This is a genomic window from Lepagella muris (assembly GCF_004793975.1).
Lineage (GTDB): Bacteria > Bacteroidota > Bacteroidia > Bacteroidales > Muribaculaceae > Lepagella > Lepagella muris.
In genome coordinates this window covers 108,527-127,822 of sequence record NZ_SRYB01000011.1, presented here as the reverse complement: position 1 = coordinate 127,822, position 19,296 = coordinate 108,527, and the positions used below count along the sequence as shown (strand labels likewise).

Annotated in this window: 11 protein-coding genes; 9 read left to right on the top strand and 2 right to left on the bottom strand. The window is 45.7% G+C overall.

Annotated elements, in window-relative coordinates; genetic code table 11:
* The 7 genes from E5331_RS09375 to E5331_RS09345 form a co-directional block, all read left to right on the top strand.
* Nucleotides 1-1,659, top strand: a 1,659-nt coding sequence (locus E5331_RS09375; RefSeq protein ID WP_168355195.1) for an InlB B-repeat-containing protein, incomplete at its 5' end; no start/stop codon positions are given.
* Between the two features lie 72 nt (nt 1,660-1,731).
* Nucleotides 1,732-8,511 carry a C10 family peptidase gene (locus tag E5331_RS09370; RefSeq protein WP_135985564.1) on the top strand — a complete coding sequence of 2,260 codons (6,780 nt, stop codon included), beginning with the start codon at nt 1,732-1,734 and terminating at the stop codon, nt 8,509-8,511.
* 421 nt (nt 8,512-8,932) lie between these two features.
* Nucleotides 8,933-9,775, top strand: coding sequence for a helix-turn-helix domain-containing protein (locus E5331_RS09365; protein ID WP_123482006.1), 843 nt, complete (start codon nt 8,933-8,935; stop codon nt 9,773-9,775).
* A 108-nt stretch (nt 9,776-9,883) separates the two neighbouring features.
* On the top strand, nt 9,884-11,191 hold the full coding sequence (locus E5331_RS09360; protein WP_168355194.1) for a TolC family protein: 1,308 nt from the start codon (nt 9,884-9,886) through the stop codon (nt 11,189-11,191).
* Entirely contained in the window at nt 11,188-12,222 is a 1,035-nt protein-coding gene (locus E5331_RS09355) for an HlyD family secretion protein (protein ID WP_169477683.1), read from the top strand. Before E5331_RS09360 ends, E5331_RS09355 begins: the two co-directional genes overlap by 4 nt.
* A complete protein-coding gene (locus tag E5331_RS09350) occupies nt 12,219-13,859 on the top strand; it encodes a hypothetical protein (RefSeq protein ID WP_135985562.1) in 1,641 nt (546 codons plus the stop codon). Before E5331_RS09355 ends, E5331_RS09350 begins: the two co-directional genes overlap by 4 nt.
* Before the next feature lie 130 nt (nt 13,860-13,989).
* Nucleotides 13,990-14,799 carry an alpha/beta hydrolase gene (locus tag E5331_RS09345; RefSeq protein ID WP_275441154.1) on the top strand — a complete coding sequence of 270 codons (810 nt, stop codon included), beginning with the start codon at nt 13,990-13,992 and terminating at the stop codon, nt 14,797-14,799.
* A gap of 38 nt (nt 14,800-14,837) precedes the next feature.
* Here E5331_RS09345 and E5331_RS09340 read toward each other — a convergent pair whose 3' ends face one another.
* Complete coding sequence (locus E5331_RS09340; protein ID WP_123482010.1) at nt 14,838-16,571, bottom strand: alpha-L-fucosidase; 1,734 nt, start codon at nt 16,569-16,571, stop codon at nt 14,838-14,840.
* Between the two features lie 339 nt (nt 16,572-16,910).
* Between E5331_RS09340 and E5331_RS09335 the strand changes: the two genes are divergently transcribed.
* Nucleotides 16,911-17,051 (top strand): DUF1810 family protein, encoded by a 141-nt coding sequence (locus tag E5331_RS09335; protein WP_123482011.1) that lies wholly within the window; start codon nt 16,911-16,913, stop codon nt 17,049-17,051.
* A gap of 133 nt (nt 17,052-17,184) precedes the next feature.
* Here E5331_RS09335 and E5331_RS09330 read toward each other — a convergent pair whose 3' ends face one another.
* The gene (locus E5331_RS09330) at nt 17,185-18,027 is read right to left on the bottom strand and encodes a transposase (RefSeq protein ID WP_420813765.1); all 843 of its coding nucleotides are present in this window, start codon (nt 18,025-18,027) and stop codon (nt 17,185-17,187) included.
* 250 nt (nt 18,028-18,277) lie between these two features.
* Between E5331_RS09330 and E5331_RS09325 the strand changes: the two genes are divergently transcribed.
* Complete coding sequence (locus E5331_RS09325) at nt 18,278-19,174, top strand: Rpn family recombination-promoting nuclease/putative transposase (protein ID WP_168355193.1); 897 nt, start codon at nt 18,278-18,280, stop codon at nt 19,172-19,174.
* The last annotated feature ends 122 nt before the right edge of the window (nt 19,175-19,296 follow it).

The following is a 19,296-nucleotide window of genomic DNA, read 5'->3' as shown; positions in this document are numbered from 1 at the left end:
ATGTTGGACGGCGAGGTCTACAAGTCAGTTGATGTGGAGGCAGGAGCCACAATCGCAGCAGTTGATGCTCCTAAGAAAGAGGGTTATGAGTTCGCAGGTTGGGATGCACTTCCCGAGACAATGCCCGCTAAGGACGTTACCGTAAATGCAACCTTCACCCAGTACCATTCAGTGGAGATCACAGCCGGAGAGGGTGGTAAGGTTGAATTCAAGAACGGTCAGTACCTTGCCGGCACTGAGATAGAGTTCACGGCAGTAGCTGATCCGAAGTACCGCTTCGTTAAGTGGAGCGACGGCGACACGAAAGCGACCCGTAATATTACAGTTGCAGGCGACATCAAACTTTCCGCCGAGTTCGAGCAGTACGTCTTCACCCTTACCTACATGTTGGACGGTGAGGTTTACAAGACAGTTGATGTTGAGGCTGGAGCCAAGATTGTAGCCGAGGATGGACCTGAGAAGGAGGGTTACGAGTTCGCAAGCTGGGAGGGTCTCCCCGAGACAATGCCCGCCAAGGACGTTACCGTAAACGCAACCTTCACCAAATACCATTCAGTAGATATTACAGCCGGAAACGGTGGTAATGTGGACTTCAAGAACGGTCAGTACCTTGACGGCACTGAGATCGAGTTCACCGCAACCGCTGATGCCAAGTACCGCTTCGTTAAGTGGAGCGACGGCGACACGAATGCAACCCGTAAGATGACAGTTGCAGGCGACATCAAGCTGTCCGCCGAGTTCGAGCAGTACGTCTTCACCCTTACCTACATGGTGGACGGTGAGGTTTACAAGGCAGTTGATGTTGAGGCAGGAGCCAAAATTGAGGCAAAGGCAGGACCCGTGAAGGATGGCTACGAGTTCGCAGGTTGGGAGGGTCTCCCCGAGATAATGCCTGCCAAGGACGTTACCGTAAACGCAACCTACACCAAATATTATACTGTAGATATTACAGCCGGAAACGGTGGTAATGTGGACTTCAAGAACGGTCAGTACCTTGACGGCACTGAGATCGAGTTCACCGCAACCGCTGATGCCAAGTATCGTTTCGTTAAGTGGAGCGACGGCGACACGAATGCAACCCGTAAGATGACAGTTGCAGGCGACATCAAGCTGTCCGCCGAGTTCGAGCAGTACATCTTCACCCTCACCTACATGGTGGACGGTGAGGTTTACAAGGCAGTTGAGGTTGAGACCGGAACTGAAATCGCAGCAGTTGATGCACCTGAGAAAGAGGGTTACGAGTTTACCGGTTGGGCAAATCTTCCTGAGACAATGCCTTCCGAAGACTTGACAGTAGAGGCGGAATATACAGCAATACTCTACAACCTCACAGTATATCTTGACGGAGATATCTTCTATACCGCACAGCTTGAGATGGGTGCTCCGATTGAGATACCTGAGGTAGAACTCCCTTCCAACAGAGTATTTGATGGCTGGGAAGAGGAGATTCCGGCAACAATGCCTTCACATGATGTCGAGATCCACGGCACCACCTCAGTAATATCCGGTCTGACAAGCATCTTCACAGATGAGAACGAGAGATTGACAGTATATAATCTCCGTGGTATCCTTATCCTGAAAGATGTCACCATCAAGGAGGCTGCCGAGCGTCTACCCAAAGGAATGTACATCATCAATGGCAGAAAGGTGGCATTCTAAAGAGTAGAGGCAAGATATCTTCAATGAATATCAGAAGAAACAAATAAACAACAAATAATAAACAGACAGATTATGCTTAAACAGATTTTGCAGACGCTGTTTATCGGATCATGTATGCTGACCCCGGGACTTGCCCGGGGCGGCGTACTGACCGCAGACGGTGCAAAGACCGCCGCCGCGACTTTTTTCCGCAACGGTGATGTCTCTCGTTTGGCAGACGTTGACGCGCTGAAACTTGTGCATGTGGAGACTGCTGGATCCACTCCGAAGTATTATGTGTTTAACGCCATTGACGGAGAGGGATTCATCATCGTGTCGGCAGATGACACGGTGGAGCCTGTGATCGGTTTCTCCACTACCTCGGTATGGCAGCAACAGTCTGTTCCCGAGATGGCGGGTCAGATGCTGATGCGTGTGGAACAACCTAAGATTGCCACTACCCGCAGCATTGCGGTGCCGATGGCTAATTCAGTCGAGAAAGTGCTCGCCACTCCCACATGGAGTCAGGAAGCCCCTTTCAACAACAATGTGCCCAACCGTCGTCTCGTAGGATGCGTCGGAACCGCATTGGCTGAAATCATGAAATATTATGATTATCCCGCCATGCGTCCCGCTTCTCTCGTGAAAGACGGGGAGACTACTGCATACGACTGGAAAAATATGCGCAACGACAATTATCGTAACAATGGCTATTCTTCCGAAGAGGCTGACGCGGTGGCGACTCTCGTGGCTGACGCGGCAATAGCGATAGGCACCGACTTCGGCATGTCAAGTTCAAGCGCATTCGAGGTGAAAGTGCCCGCTGCTCTTGTAGAGATGTTCGGTTATGATGCCGGTGTGTCATACAAGAAGGGTAGCGAGATGGATCGTGCATCTTGGGATGCCTTGATCGTAAATGAGATTGATGAAGGTCGTCCGGTGCTTTACAGCGGTCAGGATGTATCCGCAGGTCACGCTTTCGTGTGCGACGGCTACAGAATGATGGGCGACACCCCTTATTTCCATATCAATTGGGGCTGGGGCGGCTCTGCCGACGGTTTCTATGCATCAAACGCATTGAACCCAACCGTCAGCACATCTCATAGCTTCAACAACCTCACGACAATAGTCTACAACATCAAACCCACAGAAAGAGCCTCAAGATGGTCTCCCATACATATCACGAGCGACGAACGCCAGATCGGTATGACCATCAACGTGACCGATCTTCAGCCCGGGGTCTCATTCTCCGTGAGGGTAGGTGCGCTAAAGAACATCACCAACAATGATTTCTCCGGCAGCATATCCACCGGTCTGTTCAGTGCTGACGGCACATTCAAGGCTCTTCTCGGCAACGGAAGAAATATCGGCATACAGTCTTTGCAGATTGTAAACTACACGGACTTCTCCTGCACAGTGCCCGAAGGGACTCAGATTGCCGATGGCGATGTGGTGCGTGTCGTGACAAAAGGATCCGGCGACGACAACTGGCTGCCGGTTGCAAACGACCTTCTCACTCTTGGCGAGGCTCTGGCGAAAGGGTATGATATACCTTATTTCAACATGACCATGCCCGCTGATGTGGAGGGTGCCGTGATCACTTGCGATGATCCGCGCGTCATAAAGGGACGTGACTTCACTTTCAATGTTGTGTCTACATCTCCCGACCAGGTTGTGTCGGTGAAGGCTAACGGATTCATTCTTTCTCCGGATGCCAACCACAACTATAAGGTGACAAACGTCAACAGCGACCAGGAGATAAGCGTGATTGTGCGCAATGCTGCCGATGTAATTTCAAAACGTAACCTTTGGGTACAAGCCGGCAACCTTTCGCAGCTCATTAGTGACGAAGATGCTGGAATAATCACTGACCTTACGCTGTATGGAACAATTGATGTGAACGACTTCACGTTCATGCGAGAGAGGATGAAACTTTCTCGTCTTGACATATCAGGTGTGAATATCGTTGCAAACGGTGCGAACCCTGCTAATGCAATTCCTGCAAAGGCATTCACGAAATGTTCATCACTCCGTCAGATTATCCTTCCGAGAAACCTTAACACTTTCAAGAGCGGATGTTTCAGCTACAGCGGTCTTCAATCTATTGAGATTCCAGCATCGGTAAGCAATTATGAATATAATATTTTTCTTGGTTGCCGCAGCTTGAATGAGGTGATTGTGCGTCGCTCTTCTCCGGCATGGGTAAACTGGTGTGTGTTCGAGGGAACTCCAAAAGCCAAACTTGTTGTGCCTGTAGGTGCTACTGCCGCTTATAAGGCTAAGGAGAACTGGCAGGACTTCAAGGAATTTGTTGAGGAGAATGCCGTGGCTGCAACAGAATACAATGTTATACTTCAGGAGACAAGTGGTGTTAAATTCACTGCGCTCTCTGAAGGCACTACAGTAGCTCCGGGCTCACAGTATTCATTTACTGTTGAAACGGCTGACTCTTATGGCGATGCCATGATGGAAATGTATGCCAACAACACTCGTCTCTATCCTGACAATTCTGGTGTATACAAAGCGACCATCAATTCCAACACTCTTATCCATGCCAACTTCCGTCAGCCGGAGGAAAGCTACGATATGTCGCCTTGGAAGATTACAGGAGCTGCCGGAGGCGTGGGTCTTGTCTCTGACGTGGTGAATGTGGCGGTTGGAAAATCGTTTACGATTCGTGCGAACGCTCTTGCCATTCCTTCTGACAATGCTGCTCTATTCTATTGTGCCGCACTTACGGATAAGGATAACCGTATTAAGGAACTGATTTCTCCGGTAGTGTCAAATTCTTCATATAACTTTGGAAATCTTCCTTGCAATTTTACTTGTCAGATAAAGGATGCTACAGTACGTGAAGGCAATATGATCCGTATCGTTTCTTCTTTTAATAAGAAGAAATGGAGTGTTGTGAAGGCTGACAGCGACACAATAACTGATTATATCTCGGCGGTGGGCAACCGTGTGGTATATCATAATATCAATATGCCTGAGAAGATTGAGGGCGCAAATATACAAGGAGCTGTAACACAAGTAGTGAGAGGGATGCCTTTGAATCTAAGGGTTACTCCGGTGGCTGTGACCAACCGTATCACAATTGCTGTGAATGGAATAAACAAGGTGGTTGACGCTGCTGTGGCAAATCTTAATATACCTTCTGTTACGGAGGATCTTGAGATTGCTATTCAGGTGGTGCCTCAGGGTGCTAATGCCTATACTGTAGTGAATGTGCGTGAAGGGGAGCTTGCTGCCAAGATTGAGCAGTGTCCTGCTCGTCTTAAAGTGATAGGTACGATCCGCACCGAGGATTTTGATGCATTCCGCAACCATGCAGCCACAATCGTTGACCTTGACCTTTCAGATGCAACTATAAAGGGTGTGCGTGATCTTGCAAATGCAATCCCATCAGATGCATTTGCCTCGAAGAATGCCGGAGTTGCAACTGCTTTGCAGACATTCATTCTTCCTAATAATCTTGTCAATATTGAGGGAAATGCATTTAGCCGTTGCTCTAAACTTTCTGAAATCACACTTCCTGCTTCCGTACAATATGTGGGAGAGGGAGCATTCTCTGCATGTATCGCATTGAAGAAGATTGTGATGAAGGGAAATGAACCTCCCGTAACGGGCAATATGACCCCCTTCCCGTCTAATCCCTCAGCTATAACATTGGAAGTACCTAAGGGGGCTGAGAACTTATATAGTACGGCAGCTTATTGGAAGGATCTGGGACAGACAACATCCATCCGTTACTTCAATATCCAGATTGATCAAGACCGCTCATTCAAATATGGTAGTGCGACTTGGGATTATGATAAGGTGCCAGAGAATATAGGCAATAACCCGCAGGTAGGTATGCCAAATCTTAAGCCCTCGTATTATATCCCGAATCCGGTATTCCGTCCCAACGTGGCGTTCAAGGTATATGACAATGGTGTGGATAAGTCGGAGCGTACACCCTACTACGGTTGTTACCGAGGTGTCTATAAGGTGCCTTATTCTCCTGTTGAGAACCACGTGATAAAGGTAGTGTTCTTCTATAGTTTCGCATTTGAGACTCCAGAATCAATCACTCCTGAGTTTGTTGATCTCGATCCGGAAAATGAATGGAAGGATATCCCTGACTTCTGGGTGTTTGATCCCGAAAGCACCACTTGGGACTACAGCAGACCCTCTAATGTGCCTACACCTACTCTTTACCGCGAGGCTTACAACTATAAGTTCCGTCTGAAGAATCCTGCTCCGAATGTAGAACTGACTGTCGTTGCTGAAAGTAAGATAATGACCTCTGTCGGCAAGGAGAATCCTACATACCGCACCGAGACCACGCGTCTTGTGCCGGATGAGAATGGTGTCTATACATTCGAAAATCTCCAGGGCGATACCAAGATTAAGGTCACGACTTCTCTTGTTGTCGAAGATGGTGATGACGTTTCTCAGGATGAGGTTAAACTCGTAGAGAATGAAAACGCGAAGGATATAACCACCCTCAACATCGGCGGTGAATTGGATGAAGATGCATTCCGCAATCTCCGTGATAAGTTTGAATCGCTTGAGGTGCTCAACCTCTCGGAAATGACTAACGAGTCTATCCCGACTGATGCATTCAAAGGCATGGAGAATCTTAAGGATGTGGTGCTCCCCGCTACCGTATCTTCTGTAGGTGCCAACTCTTTCGCAGGATGTAGCAATCTTGAATCTGTGACTCTCGCAAGCGTGGAGTCTATCGGCGACAGTGCATTTGCCGGATGTTCGTCTCTTACAAGCATCATGATCATGAGCCGGACACAGGCTGCTACCCGTGCCGGTGAAGGCGTGACGGATGCTTCATTCAAGGGCATCAACCCCAACTGTCTCATCTATCTGCCCGAAGTCTTCGACGGTGTGACAGGCGATTCGCTCAACGTCATCATCAATAAGGCGGGCTCTCGTGTGGCTCGTGCCGACATTGCTATCGATGGCAAGTATGCGTTCAACGCGCCTGCAAGCTTCAGCCTTGCCGACCATAAGATCTCTCTTACTGTCGACGTTCCGGGTGCTGTAGGTGATGAGTTTGGCGGATGGAGAGGCATTGTGCTTCCGTTCACTCCGACTGAATTTGAGTTTGGCAAGGAGTTCACTCCGCGTGACAATGATGGTATCTCGCTCATTTCATTCGCTGATGAGAACGCTGAGACATTGACCCCTGTGGATACTATCAAGGCAAACCATCCGTTCCTTGCAAACGTATACGCCCCGTTTGAGTCTGTGCCCGTCACATTCTCGGCTACCGGTGTCTCAACCCCTGATTCACTCGTCTACGACGTGGAATACACTCCGGTTCCGGAAGAGGTGAAGGCTGTAGGTAAGAACTTCACTCTCTATGGCAACTACAACACTGAGCGTTGCGCAAGTAATCTCTATCTTCTCGATGAGGCTGGTGCTACATTCAATAAGGTAGAGGCTGACACAGTGCCTGCTGCTTTCGAAGCTTATCTATTTGCGAATGATAATGCCGCTGCTGCTTCGTTCAAAGTTGGTGAGCATGCTGTATGGGTAGTTGATCCGGCTGCTTCATTGGCATCCGGCTCGAAACTCTACCGCTCTTCAAAAGTAGAGCTTTCAAGCTTGACCACAAAGGCTGATATCTTCTATACTCTCGACGGTTCTGAACCTAATGAGAATAGCATTAAATACACTGAGCCTATCAGCCTCACGACCGATACCTTGACTGTGAAGGCTTATGCCAAGTATAAGGATTATGCATCTGATGTAGTAAGCCTCGACTATATGTTGAGAAAGACAAACATGGATTACGCTCTCGAAGAGGGTTGGAACTGGATCTCCCACAATGTGGAGAATGCCGTGGCTGTCGACAGCATCCTTTCAGCAGATGTTGACCGTGTGCTTTCTCAGACTCAGGAAGTGATTCGCGACCCGCAGCTCGGTCTCGTAGGTACACTCACAGAACTAAAACCACTTGAGGCTTATAAGGTATTCACTAAGGGTGCAGTTCAGAACAACAATGTGGCAGGCGTTTCATTCGACCCCTCCGCTGCTATCACTCTGAACAAGGGCTGGAATTGGATCGGTTGCCCCGTAGATGAAGGCAGCCTCAACGTATCCGACCTCTTCTCTAATCTCGCAGCAGAGGAAGGCGACATGATCGTAGGTCGCGACGGCTTCATGCAGTTGAGCGCAGAGGGTGAGTGGATCGGTGATCTCGGTCATTTGGAACATGGTGCCGGCTACCTATTCTTCAGCAACAACGATAAAGAATTCATCTACAACATCGTTGCCGAATCAGAGGCACAGCCTTCAAGAAGAATCGAAAGAAAAGAGAGCGAGGCTGGATGGGTTGTCATGAGTGGCAAATATCCCTCCGTAATGCCTGTGACTGCACGCATAGCTGAAGCCGGTGGCATATTCGTTGACGGCGACGACTATGAAGTGGCAGCATTCTGTGGTGACGAATGTCGTGGTATCGGAGTCGTTGTTGACGGCTACATGATGATCAGCGTCTTCGGTAACACCGGCGACGAAATCAGATTCCGTGTAATCTCAGCCATCACACACGAAGAATCCGCACTTGAGCAGAGAATCAACTTCAACGAAGACTTCGTAGGTACGCTTGGCGATCCCTACATCATCAACGTCGACGTTAAGTCAGGTGTAGACAGCATCCAGAATGGTGAGGTAGTAGTCACTGTAGAGAATGGCAAACTCATCGTCAAAGGAGAAACCGGAGCAATCAAGAGCGTAGAGGTTTACGATCTCAACGGAATGAAAGTTGCCGAGGCTGCCTCTGAAATCGAAGAGAACCTCGCAGCAGGCATCTATGTAGTAGTCATCAATACCGCCGACGGCAAAGTAAGCCGCAAGGTAGAGGTGAAATAAAAAATAGAATAGAAATAAACAAGAAGCAGGTCGAGTGCCCCTCATCAAAACAGATCACTCGACCATCCATTAGAAAAAGCGGGTCTTCCGACCGGCGGTTACACCAACCGTCGTCAGAAGACCCGCTTTCTCGTTTGTCGTGTGTCCGAATTTTATGAGGTTAACCACGCCAACACCATCATCCTGAAATCCCTCTAACGCGGAAGGTCTCCAAGTAATGAAATAGATTCCATCCCATGGCAATATGTAGGATATGGGCAATTGGTTGAGTTGATTTTGGAGCTTGAGAAGATTGATCTTAGCATGTCGGTCAATATGCACAAAGTTCCAAAATCGATAAAGGAGATAATGCTTATAATTATTTTTCAACAATATCTCTCGGTTTGATACGTTTTCTGACCAATAAGTCTTAAATTTTGAAATGTCAAAAGTTGTTACTTTTAATACGGAAGATATCTTTACCGCTTCATATAGTAAGGATATGGAGGGATGTCATTTCCGTCTAAGTGAACATGCTCTGCTCTATGTAGCGCGAGGAAGTATGAAGGTTATGATTGACGGTATGGTAGTGTCAGCGGTCAAGGAGAATGAATGCGTTTTTATCAGGAAGGATCATCGTGTAAGTATTGAGAAACATCCTTCCCCCGAGATGGGATACCATGTATCTGTGATGTTGTTCTTTCCAAGAGGACTGTTGTTTGATTTTTATAAATCTCTATCTCATGCCAATATCCCGGATAATATTTGCCGTAGCAAAAAAACGGTCTTGAAAATTAGACAATCCCCAATGCTTGTCAGTTTGTTTGACTCATTCAAACCATATTGGGAGATTGGGTGCCGACCTGAGAAGGGATGGCTTGACATTAAGGTGCGTGAGGCGATACATTTGGTTCTGCATACAGACGTGAAAACTTATGCTTCCTTATTTGATTTTACTGATAGATGGCGTCCGGATATATTGGATTTTATGCAACATAACTATATGTATGACCTGACCATAGAGGATTTGGCTCATTATACGGGTCGGAGTTTGTCAACTTTCAAACGCGATTTTAAAAAGTTGAGTGAGATTTCTCCCCGCAATTGGATAATGCGTCGTCGTCTTCAGGTCGCACAGGAGCTAATCATGTCTACGGAACGCTCAATAGTGCAGATAATGAGCGATGTAGGATTTAAGAATTTTTCTCATTTTTGTAGAGCCTATCGAAAGCATTTCGGTTGTTCACCTTCAAAAAGCAGAGATACTCAAACTTCTGAAAATTGATATTGAGCTATACAGCACATTTGATTGAACCATACAGCACATTACGTGCTGTATTTTTTGTATAATTTTGCAGGATGAAATTGAACGTTTATGAAGTATAGATATAATATGATACAGTTATTGGTAATGATTGTTATGGCTGTTTTCCTCTTCACGTGTAATGCATCAGCCCGATCCATTTCTCTGACCATTGAGGATTTGTTTCAACAAGTAGAGGTTGATAATACGGAAATACGCATAGCTTGTAATGAGAGGGAAGTTGCCTTTATGAGAGAAAGAGCGGAAAAAGACTGTTGGCTTCCTGATATAGGATTGATGCTTGAGGAAGACTATCTCGGCAATGCTTATGTGCTTGACAGGGATTTAGGAGGAGGCTCAAGGTCTCCGATGACTCATTGGGGCAACTCGCTTTCAATATCGGTATACCAGCCGATATATACGGGAGGGGAACTGACAGCCCGTGTAGCTCGAGCTGATGCCCAGTATAGGATTGCGGATAATAATGTAGAGCTGATTAAAATTCGTATGAAAATGACGGTAGTTAAATTATATCTTGAACTGGCAAAAAATCTGAATCTCCTTGGCGTGTATGATGAAAACATAAGGATAACGTGTGGGCTTATAGATGAGATGAAGGCGCGTGCTTCCCAAGGTCTTGTTCTTGCTAATGACGTGACACGTTATGAACTAAATCTGTCAAATCTGAAATACGACAGGCTTGCAGTGGTGAATTCAATCAGCAATCTCAATTATAGTCTTGTGAGCTATTTACAAATGAATGATACGGACACTATAGTGCCGGCCATAGATTTTGACCGTATAAATTTTTCGGCAATGCCTCTTCCGGAATGGAGAAAACTTAGTCGTGCCGAGTCGCCCGTACTCAAATATTATGAATTCCAATGGAACTTGTTGAAGTCGAGTGTAAAATTATTTAAGAGTGATCGATTGCCTAAAATTGGAATCGGTGCAGCGGCATCTCTTTCCGCACCTATCACTACGCATACCCCCGTGCTTGACAAGAATCTCGGCAAATGGTACGTTGGACTCAAGATATCTTTCACGCCATCGGCATTCTACAAGTCAACGCATAAGATTCAGGCAGCCACTCTGGAGAGGGATCATCTTATCGATTCATATAAAGGGAGTGAGGAAGAGATTGACAGGAATCTTGACCGCGCTTATCGTAATTACATAGAGGCAATAGAGCATGTGTGGACACAAAGGAAAAATGTGGATCTCGCATCGGAAAATTACCGTATCGTGGAACGTCGTTATGGCAGTGATCTTTCCCTGCTGACGGATATGCTTGATGCGTCTGCCTCAAAACTTGATGCGGAGATGCGCCTTGTCAATGCCCGGGTTGACGTGCTTTATTATTATTTCCAACTAAAATATATTTCAGGAGTTATATGATGAATCGTAAGACGAGAAGACTTATACAAAATATTTTTGTGTTGTGTGTGCTTGCGTTCGGGTTATGGTGGATAGCAAGTGAATTCATTAGATTCAATGTGTCGACGTTTACAGATAATGCGCAGGTGCGGAGGCAGATTGTGCCGATAAATGCCCGTGTGCAAGGCTATATAAAGGAGGTGCGGTTTGATGAATATACATTTGTGCATCGCGGTGATACACTTTTGGTGATTGATGATACCGAATATGCCCTTGCACTTGCCCAGGCAAATGCACGTCTTCAGAATGCCTTATCAAGAAAATCGACTGTAAGGGCAGCTATCTCAACCACGGCGAGCGAAATCGGTGTGAGTGAGGCTTCGATTGATGAGGTGCGTGTGGAGATGGAGAATGCCGGTAGAGATCTCGGGAGATACCAAAATCTTCTGGATGATAAGGCAGTCACTCCAAAACAATATGATGATGCCCTTACCAGGTATGAGGCGTTGAAGGCAAAATACGAGCGATTGTGTCGTAAAAGGGAATCAACAATGCTCTACAAGGATGAGAAGACACAGCAACTCGGACAGCAGGATGCAGAAATTGAACTTGCCAACGCTTCAAAGGAGCTTGCAAGGCTCAATATGTCGTATACTGTGATTACAGCTCCTGTAGATGGTTACACGTCGCGACGTAATATAGAATCCGGTCAACTTGTACAACCCGGACAGACATTGCTTTCCATAGTTAATGAGAATGATGTGTGGGTCATTGCCAATTATAAGGAAAGTCAGACAGCAGAAATGGAAATAGGCGATAATGTGAAGATTACCGTGGATGCTATTCCGGGGAAAACTTATGTGGGTGTCATAGAGGCAATCTCAAATGCCACAGGAGCTCAATATTCAATTGTCCCGCAAGACAATGCAACCGGAAACTTTGTAAAGGTGGAACAGAGGCTTCCGGTAAAAATCCGATTTACCGAGGATAATTCACCGGAGGATATGACCAGACTTAAGGCAGGATTGAATGTTGAATGTGAGTTGATGTGATGGCAATAGGAGTGTATAAGACGGGCAATTCAATTATACGCACCCGACAGTTGCTGATGTATCATGACGGCGTGCCTCGTCGTGTGCGCGTATGGTTGATATTGATATTTGGATTCCTATATCAATATGCCGGTAGCATAAATCTTTCTTCCATGAATCAGATGGTGGGTGAGATTTCGTTTCTTAATGAGGATGTGCAGATGGCGGGCTACTGTATGCTGGCGGGTATAACGGTCTGTTTCCCCGTGATGTATCGTCTGAAGTTTGCCATGTATACCCGTCAGTTGTTTTTTGTGTCCGGAATAGGTCTGATGTTTTGCACAGCTATCACAATGAGTATAGCAATTCCATGGGTAGTGTGTGGGGCAAGTTTTATCGCCGGTTTTTTCAAGATGCTCGGCATGTTTGGATGTACAAGCAATTTCAGGCTTTGTGTAACTCCTTCTCGAAACTATGCGATATTTTTCCCCGTAATATATTTTATGGTAGTTGGGGGAACATATCTTTCCGGATTGACCACTGCATATCTAACGTATTATGGAAATTGGAGGTTGATGAATCTTTTTGTAATCCTATTACTGATGATTCATGTCGCAATAGTATATTTTATGATGAAACCGGATCATCGACCGGGCCCTTATATGTCGCTTAAAGGGATTGACTTAATCGGATTTATCCTTTGGTGCGGGTTTATCATATCAGGGATGTGGATTTTCTGTTATGGGGAGCATTATGAATGGTGGCGAGGTAATCAAGTATGGTTGGGCACGTTGATTTGCTGTCTGTTTTTTGCCGGAGCGTGGTGTAGGTCGCGTTTTCATGAAAGGCCTTATCTCAGCCTGCATATTTTTTCTTATACTGCGGTATGGAAAATAATATTCTGGCTCTTTGTAGCGTCGATACTCCAATCTGCCCCAAGATTATTACAGTCAATATATGTCAATTCCATCTTGGGATACGATTCTTTGAACGTCATATCCCTTAATTATCCAATTCTGTATGGTGTGCTTTTAGGCGCGATACTCGCATTTTATACAAAAGTGAAATGGTGCTGGAACACCAAGCAATACCTCGTATTGTCTTTCGCGTTACTGACGTCATATATCGTAGCCATGTATTTTTTGATTGACGGCAACACCAACAAGGAAGCATTCTTCATCCCATTGGTTGCAGTCGGTATATCGGAGGTTATGATCGGATCAATTTCAAATGTATATCTTTCCCAAAGCGTACCTTTTTCTTACTTTTTCTTCGGACTTAGTGCAATCGGTTATTCGCGGTGTGGAATTGGCAATGCTGCCGGTGCTGCCCTCGTGCAACGGCTTTACAATTGGGCAGTGGTCAAAAACAGCATGTCGGCATCAGAAAATATAGACGGTACAGTGTTGCCATTTGATATGCCGTCATGGAGCGAGACCATGGCGGTGGTTTCACGACAAAGTGTAATGATGACTTTGAAAGAATGTTACGGATATCTTATTCTTGTAGGGATTGTCATGATATTGTTGATAATTATGAGTACGTATAAGACGACTGTCACAAGGCTCATTCCCAAAATGTCGGCTATACGTCGGTGGATGAGCAATCCCCGCGTCGAGGATCCGGCTGATTCTGTGATAAGGAAAAAGTCTGACTGAAGCATCTGCTTTCAAACCAAGTGATGAAAAAAGATGTTTAGGCAATAAAAATAAACAGTAATCAATGAAGGTTGGACAACTTAACTCTTACATATAAAACAAAATAATAATGAGAAAAATTTTTTTATTTATGGCAGCAATAATCTCTGCATTCGCGATTTCAGCCCAGACGCAGACGATAGTTATTCAGGGTCCTAATGGTAAACTGATGGCCGATTTAAGTGTACCATCGCTTAACACTAATGAGAAAAAAACTGTGGCAATTCTTATGCATGGTTTTGGTAGCAACCGCCATCGTCCTCTTCTTAGAGCCATCTATGACAAGTTGTCGGAATGTGGAATAGGGGCAATACGTTTTGACTTTGACGGTTGCGGCGACAGTGACGGAGAATTTGTTGATATGACGGTGCCTAAAGAGATAGCCGATGCAAAGGCAGTCTATGAGTATGTCCGCGATTTACCATGGGTTTCGGATATCTATCTGATAGGGCATTCGCAAGGTGGTGTTGTGGCTTCAATGTTAGCTGGTGAATTGGATAAGGATGCAGTAAAGGGGGTGGCACTCCTTGCTCCGGCTGCCGTTCTGCGTGAAGATGCCATAAGGGGCAATACTCAAGGGGCAAAGTATGATCCCATTACGCCCCCTGAGTATGTGGAGTTGCCCAGCGGCATAAAAATCGGGCGCGATTATATAGTGACAGCTCAGACGCTTCCTATATACGATGCCGCATTGCAGTATCAGGGTCCGGTTCTGATGCTTCATGGCACGAGTGATATCATAGTACCGTATACGTATAGCCTACGCTATAATGACATATATCAAAATGGTAGCTTGAGATTGATCAAGGGTGTTGACCATAGTTTTAATGGCTATGAGAAGGAGGCTGCTGATATCGTTGCAAATTTCTTTATTAATACAGTTAATGATTATGTATTGTAACCCGTTGATATTTTATATATCGTTAAAAAACTGTCTCTTTAGCATTTGATTCGGAATACGATGGATGTGCGGCAAGGTAATTTGTCGGGTGTCGTTATCTGTAACCCGTCGGTGGTCTGTTGCCATTTGATACGTCTTTTGCTGCCAAGCATCGAGACCTCATTGACTTTCATTTCCGGCAGACCGAGTGATTTTATCGTGATGGTCTCGCCGGAAGATGGAAGAGACATCAGGAATGCGTAGAGTGCGCCATCCTTCCCTATGGTAAAGCGTATATCTTTGGGAGAGAAGGGGTATTCCTTGTGATGTTTACCAAGTCCCCCTCCGGGAAGTTTCCGGAGATGGCCGTCCTCCATTTCTCCCTCTCCAAGCACTTTCCATGCGTGGCTTCCGTAGACGGCTTTCCCATTGATATCCATCCATTCTCCCACTTCCAGCAGCATCTTTTCACATTCCTCGTCCAAAGATCCGTCCGGACGTAGCGGGATATTGAGGGCCGCATTGCCGTCACGACATATCGCCTCAATGATGAAACGTATCACGGATGAGCTGTCATAAGTAAACCCCGGAGCGTAGAACCAGTCACCCACCGGAGCTTCTCTTATCCATGGTTGCGAAACGTTGATGGTGTCCGGAAATGCAAATTCAGCAGTGTTGACAGCCCCATTTGTGGGATGGCGGAACTTTATTATGCTGAATCCATCTACTTTCCCTCTGTTTTTCAATTGGCGGTTATAGTAGTCTGCCATAACGGTCTGCATGGCATTGCATTTGTAGCCTGTGCCGGTACCATCCCCTGTGAAGGGACCCTCCACAGTGCCGTCAGTATATATGAAATCGGGGTCATAGTTGGCGGTGACGTCCATTATGCGTAATGCCCATTGTGTGGCAAACCATTTGGCATAGTCAAGATGCCTCCAGAAGATGCCTGCTTTAGGAGGGGACCAAGGGGTGTTGGCATTTTCTGCCACTGTCTCATATTCCCTGAGGTTGATGCCGTATAGCAGGCGAGGGTCGTAGCCTTCCCACCATTTACCTTTCCCATCTTCCGGAGTGAGGTTGCCATCGTAAGGCACTCCGGCTTTATCTCCCTGCGTGTCGCATTGAAAGGCGGTCTGCCACCACCACCATGTGTATTCATGGTGAAACGTCACACCGTAATGCATATCTTGTTTGCGGCATGCGTCTGCCCATTCTCGGAGCATATCGCGCTTTGGTCCGATGTTGACGGAGTTCCAGGGATGATAGTGAGAATCCCATAGGTCGTAATTATCGTGATGCACACCCTGTATCATAAGGAAGCGAGCTCCGGCTTTCTTATATAATTTAGTCAGATATTCCGGATTGAATTTTTCCGGATTCCACGTGTGCAAGACGTCTTTGTAGCCTACTTCAGATGGATGCCCGTAACGGTTCAGATGGTTGCGGTAGGCAGTGGAATTCTCCTTGTAGAGGTTGCGTGCATACCAGTCGCCGCTCTCGCCTGCGGATTGTGGTCCGAAATGCACCCAGAATCCCACTTTTGCCTCCCTAAGCCATTTGGGTTCTCCGGAATAATTTGCCTCTATGGATTCCCATGATGGTTGAAAAGGACCCTCGTGTATAGGGATGTTAAGCTGCACTTCCTGAAATGTCTTATTGTCATCCATTCGTATCATGTTTTCCCTCATCGGCTGGGGTATCTCCGGTAAGGGTGGCACTGTGGCTGATTGTTGTGCCGACACCGATAGTGTGATACCGGCAAAAATTGAAAATATTGAGAATCGTGTCATATCGTTTTAAGGTAAATTAGTTTAAGGTTTAAAGGTTTAGGTCGTATATGTTTTATAGAATGAAAAATTCATAGATTTCCGTGGACTTAAACCATAACCTATAAACTGAATATGTGGTGGTTTTATTGTGAGTATGGGCGACAATCGGCTTAAATAAGAAGTTACATCTGATTTGCTTTTTGAGGTTGCAATGTTGCAGGCGAATAGGGGTGGTGGAGGGTCGGATTTATTGATATATTGCAGGATTTTGGGGCATTCGGTTTTTTATTGCGAAATTTGCGGATGTAATGAAGTTGTAATGGCTTCATTGGTAATATCATCATTTAAGGGATTTTTATTATGGAAAACTTGGATAGATTTGTTAGGGCGCAGGAGCGGGTGTATGACGTGGCGTTGAAGGAGATCCGTAATGGCGGGAATAGAAGCCATTGGATTTGGTATGTGTTTCCGCAACTCAGGGGATCGGGCAGAAGTGCATAGTACATGACATTTTTATGTAGCCAAAGCGGATAGATTTTTAACATTTGCCCAAAACTCGCGAAGGAGTTCCACATAGAAGTCATTTAAACTTTTTTGATTTTTTAAGAAGCAATACTGCAAAAGCCAGATAATTTCAACCTTTCCAGCTCGAAGCTGTAGTGTCGTGGCACAGGAGCAACGTCCTGAAAGAATCCATCCAGGCATTGGATTTCTCGATGACGTACCTCTCTTTATACATTTCCTCTTCAAAGCAGGAATCCGCATCCTCATGGTCATATTTGGGATTCTCCGCCACATTGGCAATCACGCCATGAGCGTTGTATACTCGGCGGAAATCGGCACAGTCAAATCCGGCATCGGCGTTGTTGAAGATACCGTCCACGGAAATCCCAGCGCTCGTGATGGTGGAGAAAATCACTGTCATGGATTTCTCAATCTCAAAAACATCATTATGATTGCCCTCCATCGGCTCGGAGATCGCCAACGGGAGTCCATGTCTGTCTGTGAAGTAAATTGCATTTGTGGTCTTGCGTTTCTTAGGGGCTTGATATGCAGCCAATTCTCCTCCACGTGTGCAGGGAGTATGACTGCCGTTGGTATGCGTCAAAGACAAATCAACGGAAACCCTGTTTTCTCTCAGAAGATTGATGAACCTCTCTTTCCAATGCCCTCCCTTGCACCACTTTCGATAGTGATGGTACACTGCCCCATGTTTGAGTACGGTTTCACTGAAAAGATGCTCAACCGGAAGATGTTCCCACTGGCATCCGACCTTCAGCTTGTAGAGGATGGCATTGATTATCTCGATGATGCACGCTTTGGAGACAAAACCGCGTTTTGCCACGGGAAGATGCGGCAGTATTCGATTTGTTATTGTATCTTTGTCAAGTACAGTGTAATTCATAAAAGTTGCTATTATGAGAGTCGTGTCCCATAATATGGCGATTTTCCATGTGATTACGCTGTATTTTAACATTATACAAGAATATTTAGTATTTCTAAATTAGTTTAAATGACTTCAATAAGAACTGAATGAATTTGTATTGGGTGTGTCGTCTTTAAATAGGAGATGCACCCGATACAGGTGAAAGTGGATGTTGATGGATGAGTTGAGTGATGGTGACAGGGATATTTTCATGTGTTGAAAAACCGTTGAAAATCTGTGATAAAAGTTTGCGTAAATGGATTTTAATGTCTATTTTTGTGCAAACCAAAACGCTATTGCAATGTCTACTTATATCAATCCGATGACCGATTTCGGTTTCAAGTATATATTCGGTAGGGAAGAGTCGAAGGACTTCCTTATTGATTTCCTCAACAACCTGTTGAAGGATGAGCCGGGATTTGACACGATTATCGACCTTCAGTATCTTGACAAGGAGAAGAGCCGGAGACGTAAGAGGGAGAGGGGTGTAATCTATGACATCCACTGCCAGACAACAAATGGGAAACGCTTTACTGTCGAGATGCAGAACAGTAGCCAGAATTATTACATTGACCGAATGGTATATTATGCCTCGAAAGCGATAGTTGACCAAGGAGAGGTAGGGTCGGACTGGCTGTATGAGTTTGAGCCGATATACATCATCTCGTTCATGAATTTCTGTCTTGAACAATTTAAGGATGAGTTTAGGATAGATGCCGCGTTGTGTGACCTCCGGACACACCAACCGATCAGCGACAAGCAACGTTACATATTCATACAGCTTCCGTTATTCGGTAAGGATAAACCGGAGGACTGCAGTGAGAAGATAGATCAGTGGTTTTATATATTTAACAACATGAGTACTATGGAAACAATGCCATTCACACAAAAGGATAGACTTTTCCACCGGTTGTCATCGGTGGCATCATACGCGAATCTGAGTGACGAAGATAAGATGGATTATGATGCAGATCTGAAGGCCTATCGAGATATTGTCGGTCAACTCTCTTTCGCTAAAGCAGAGGGACGAGAGGAAGGACGAGAGGAAGGACGAGAGGAAGGACGAGAGGAAGGACGAGAGGAGAGGGAAACTGAGATGATTATCAATATGATGAAAGCCGGTTTGCCGATAGAACAGATTGCCGTGATTGCTAATATGGCGGTTGATAAGGTTAGGAAGGTGTTTTGCAAGATGTGATTTTTAATTGAAATGTATTATGTTTTTTAAGCGTCTGATTTTGGTGAGTCTTGGAAAGAAACATCAGAATCAGATGCTTTTTTGTAATGAAGTTTAAGATTTTTCAATTTTGAGGTTGCAAT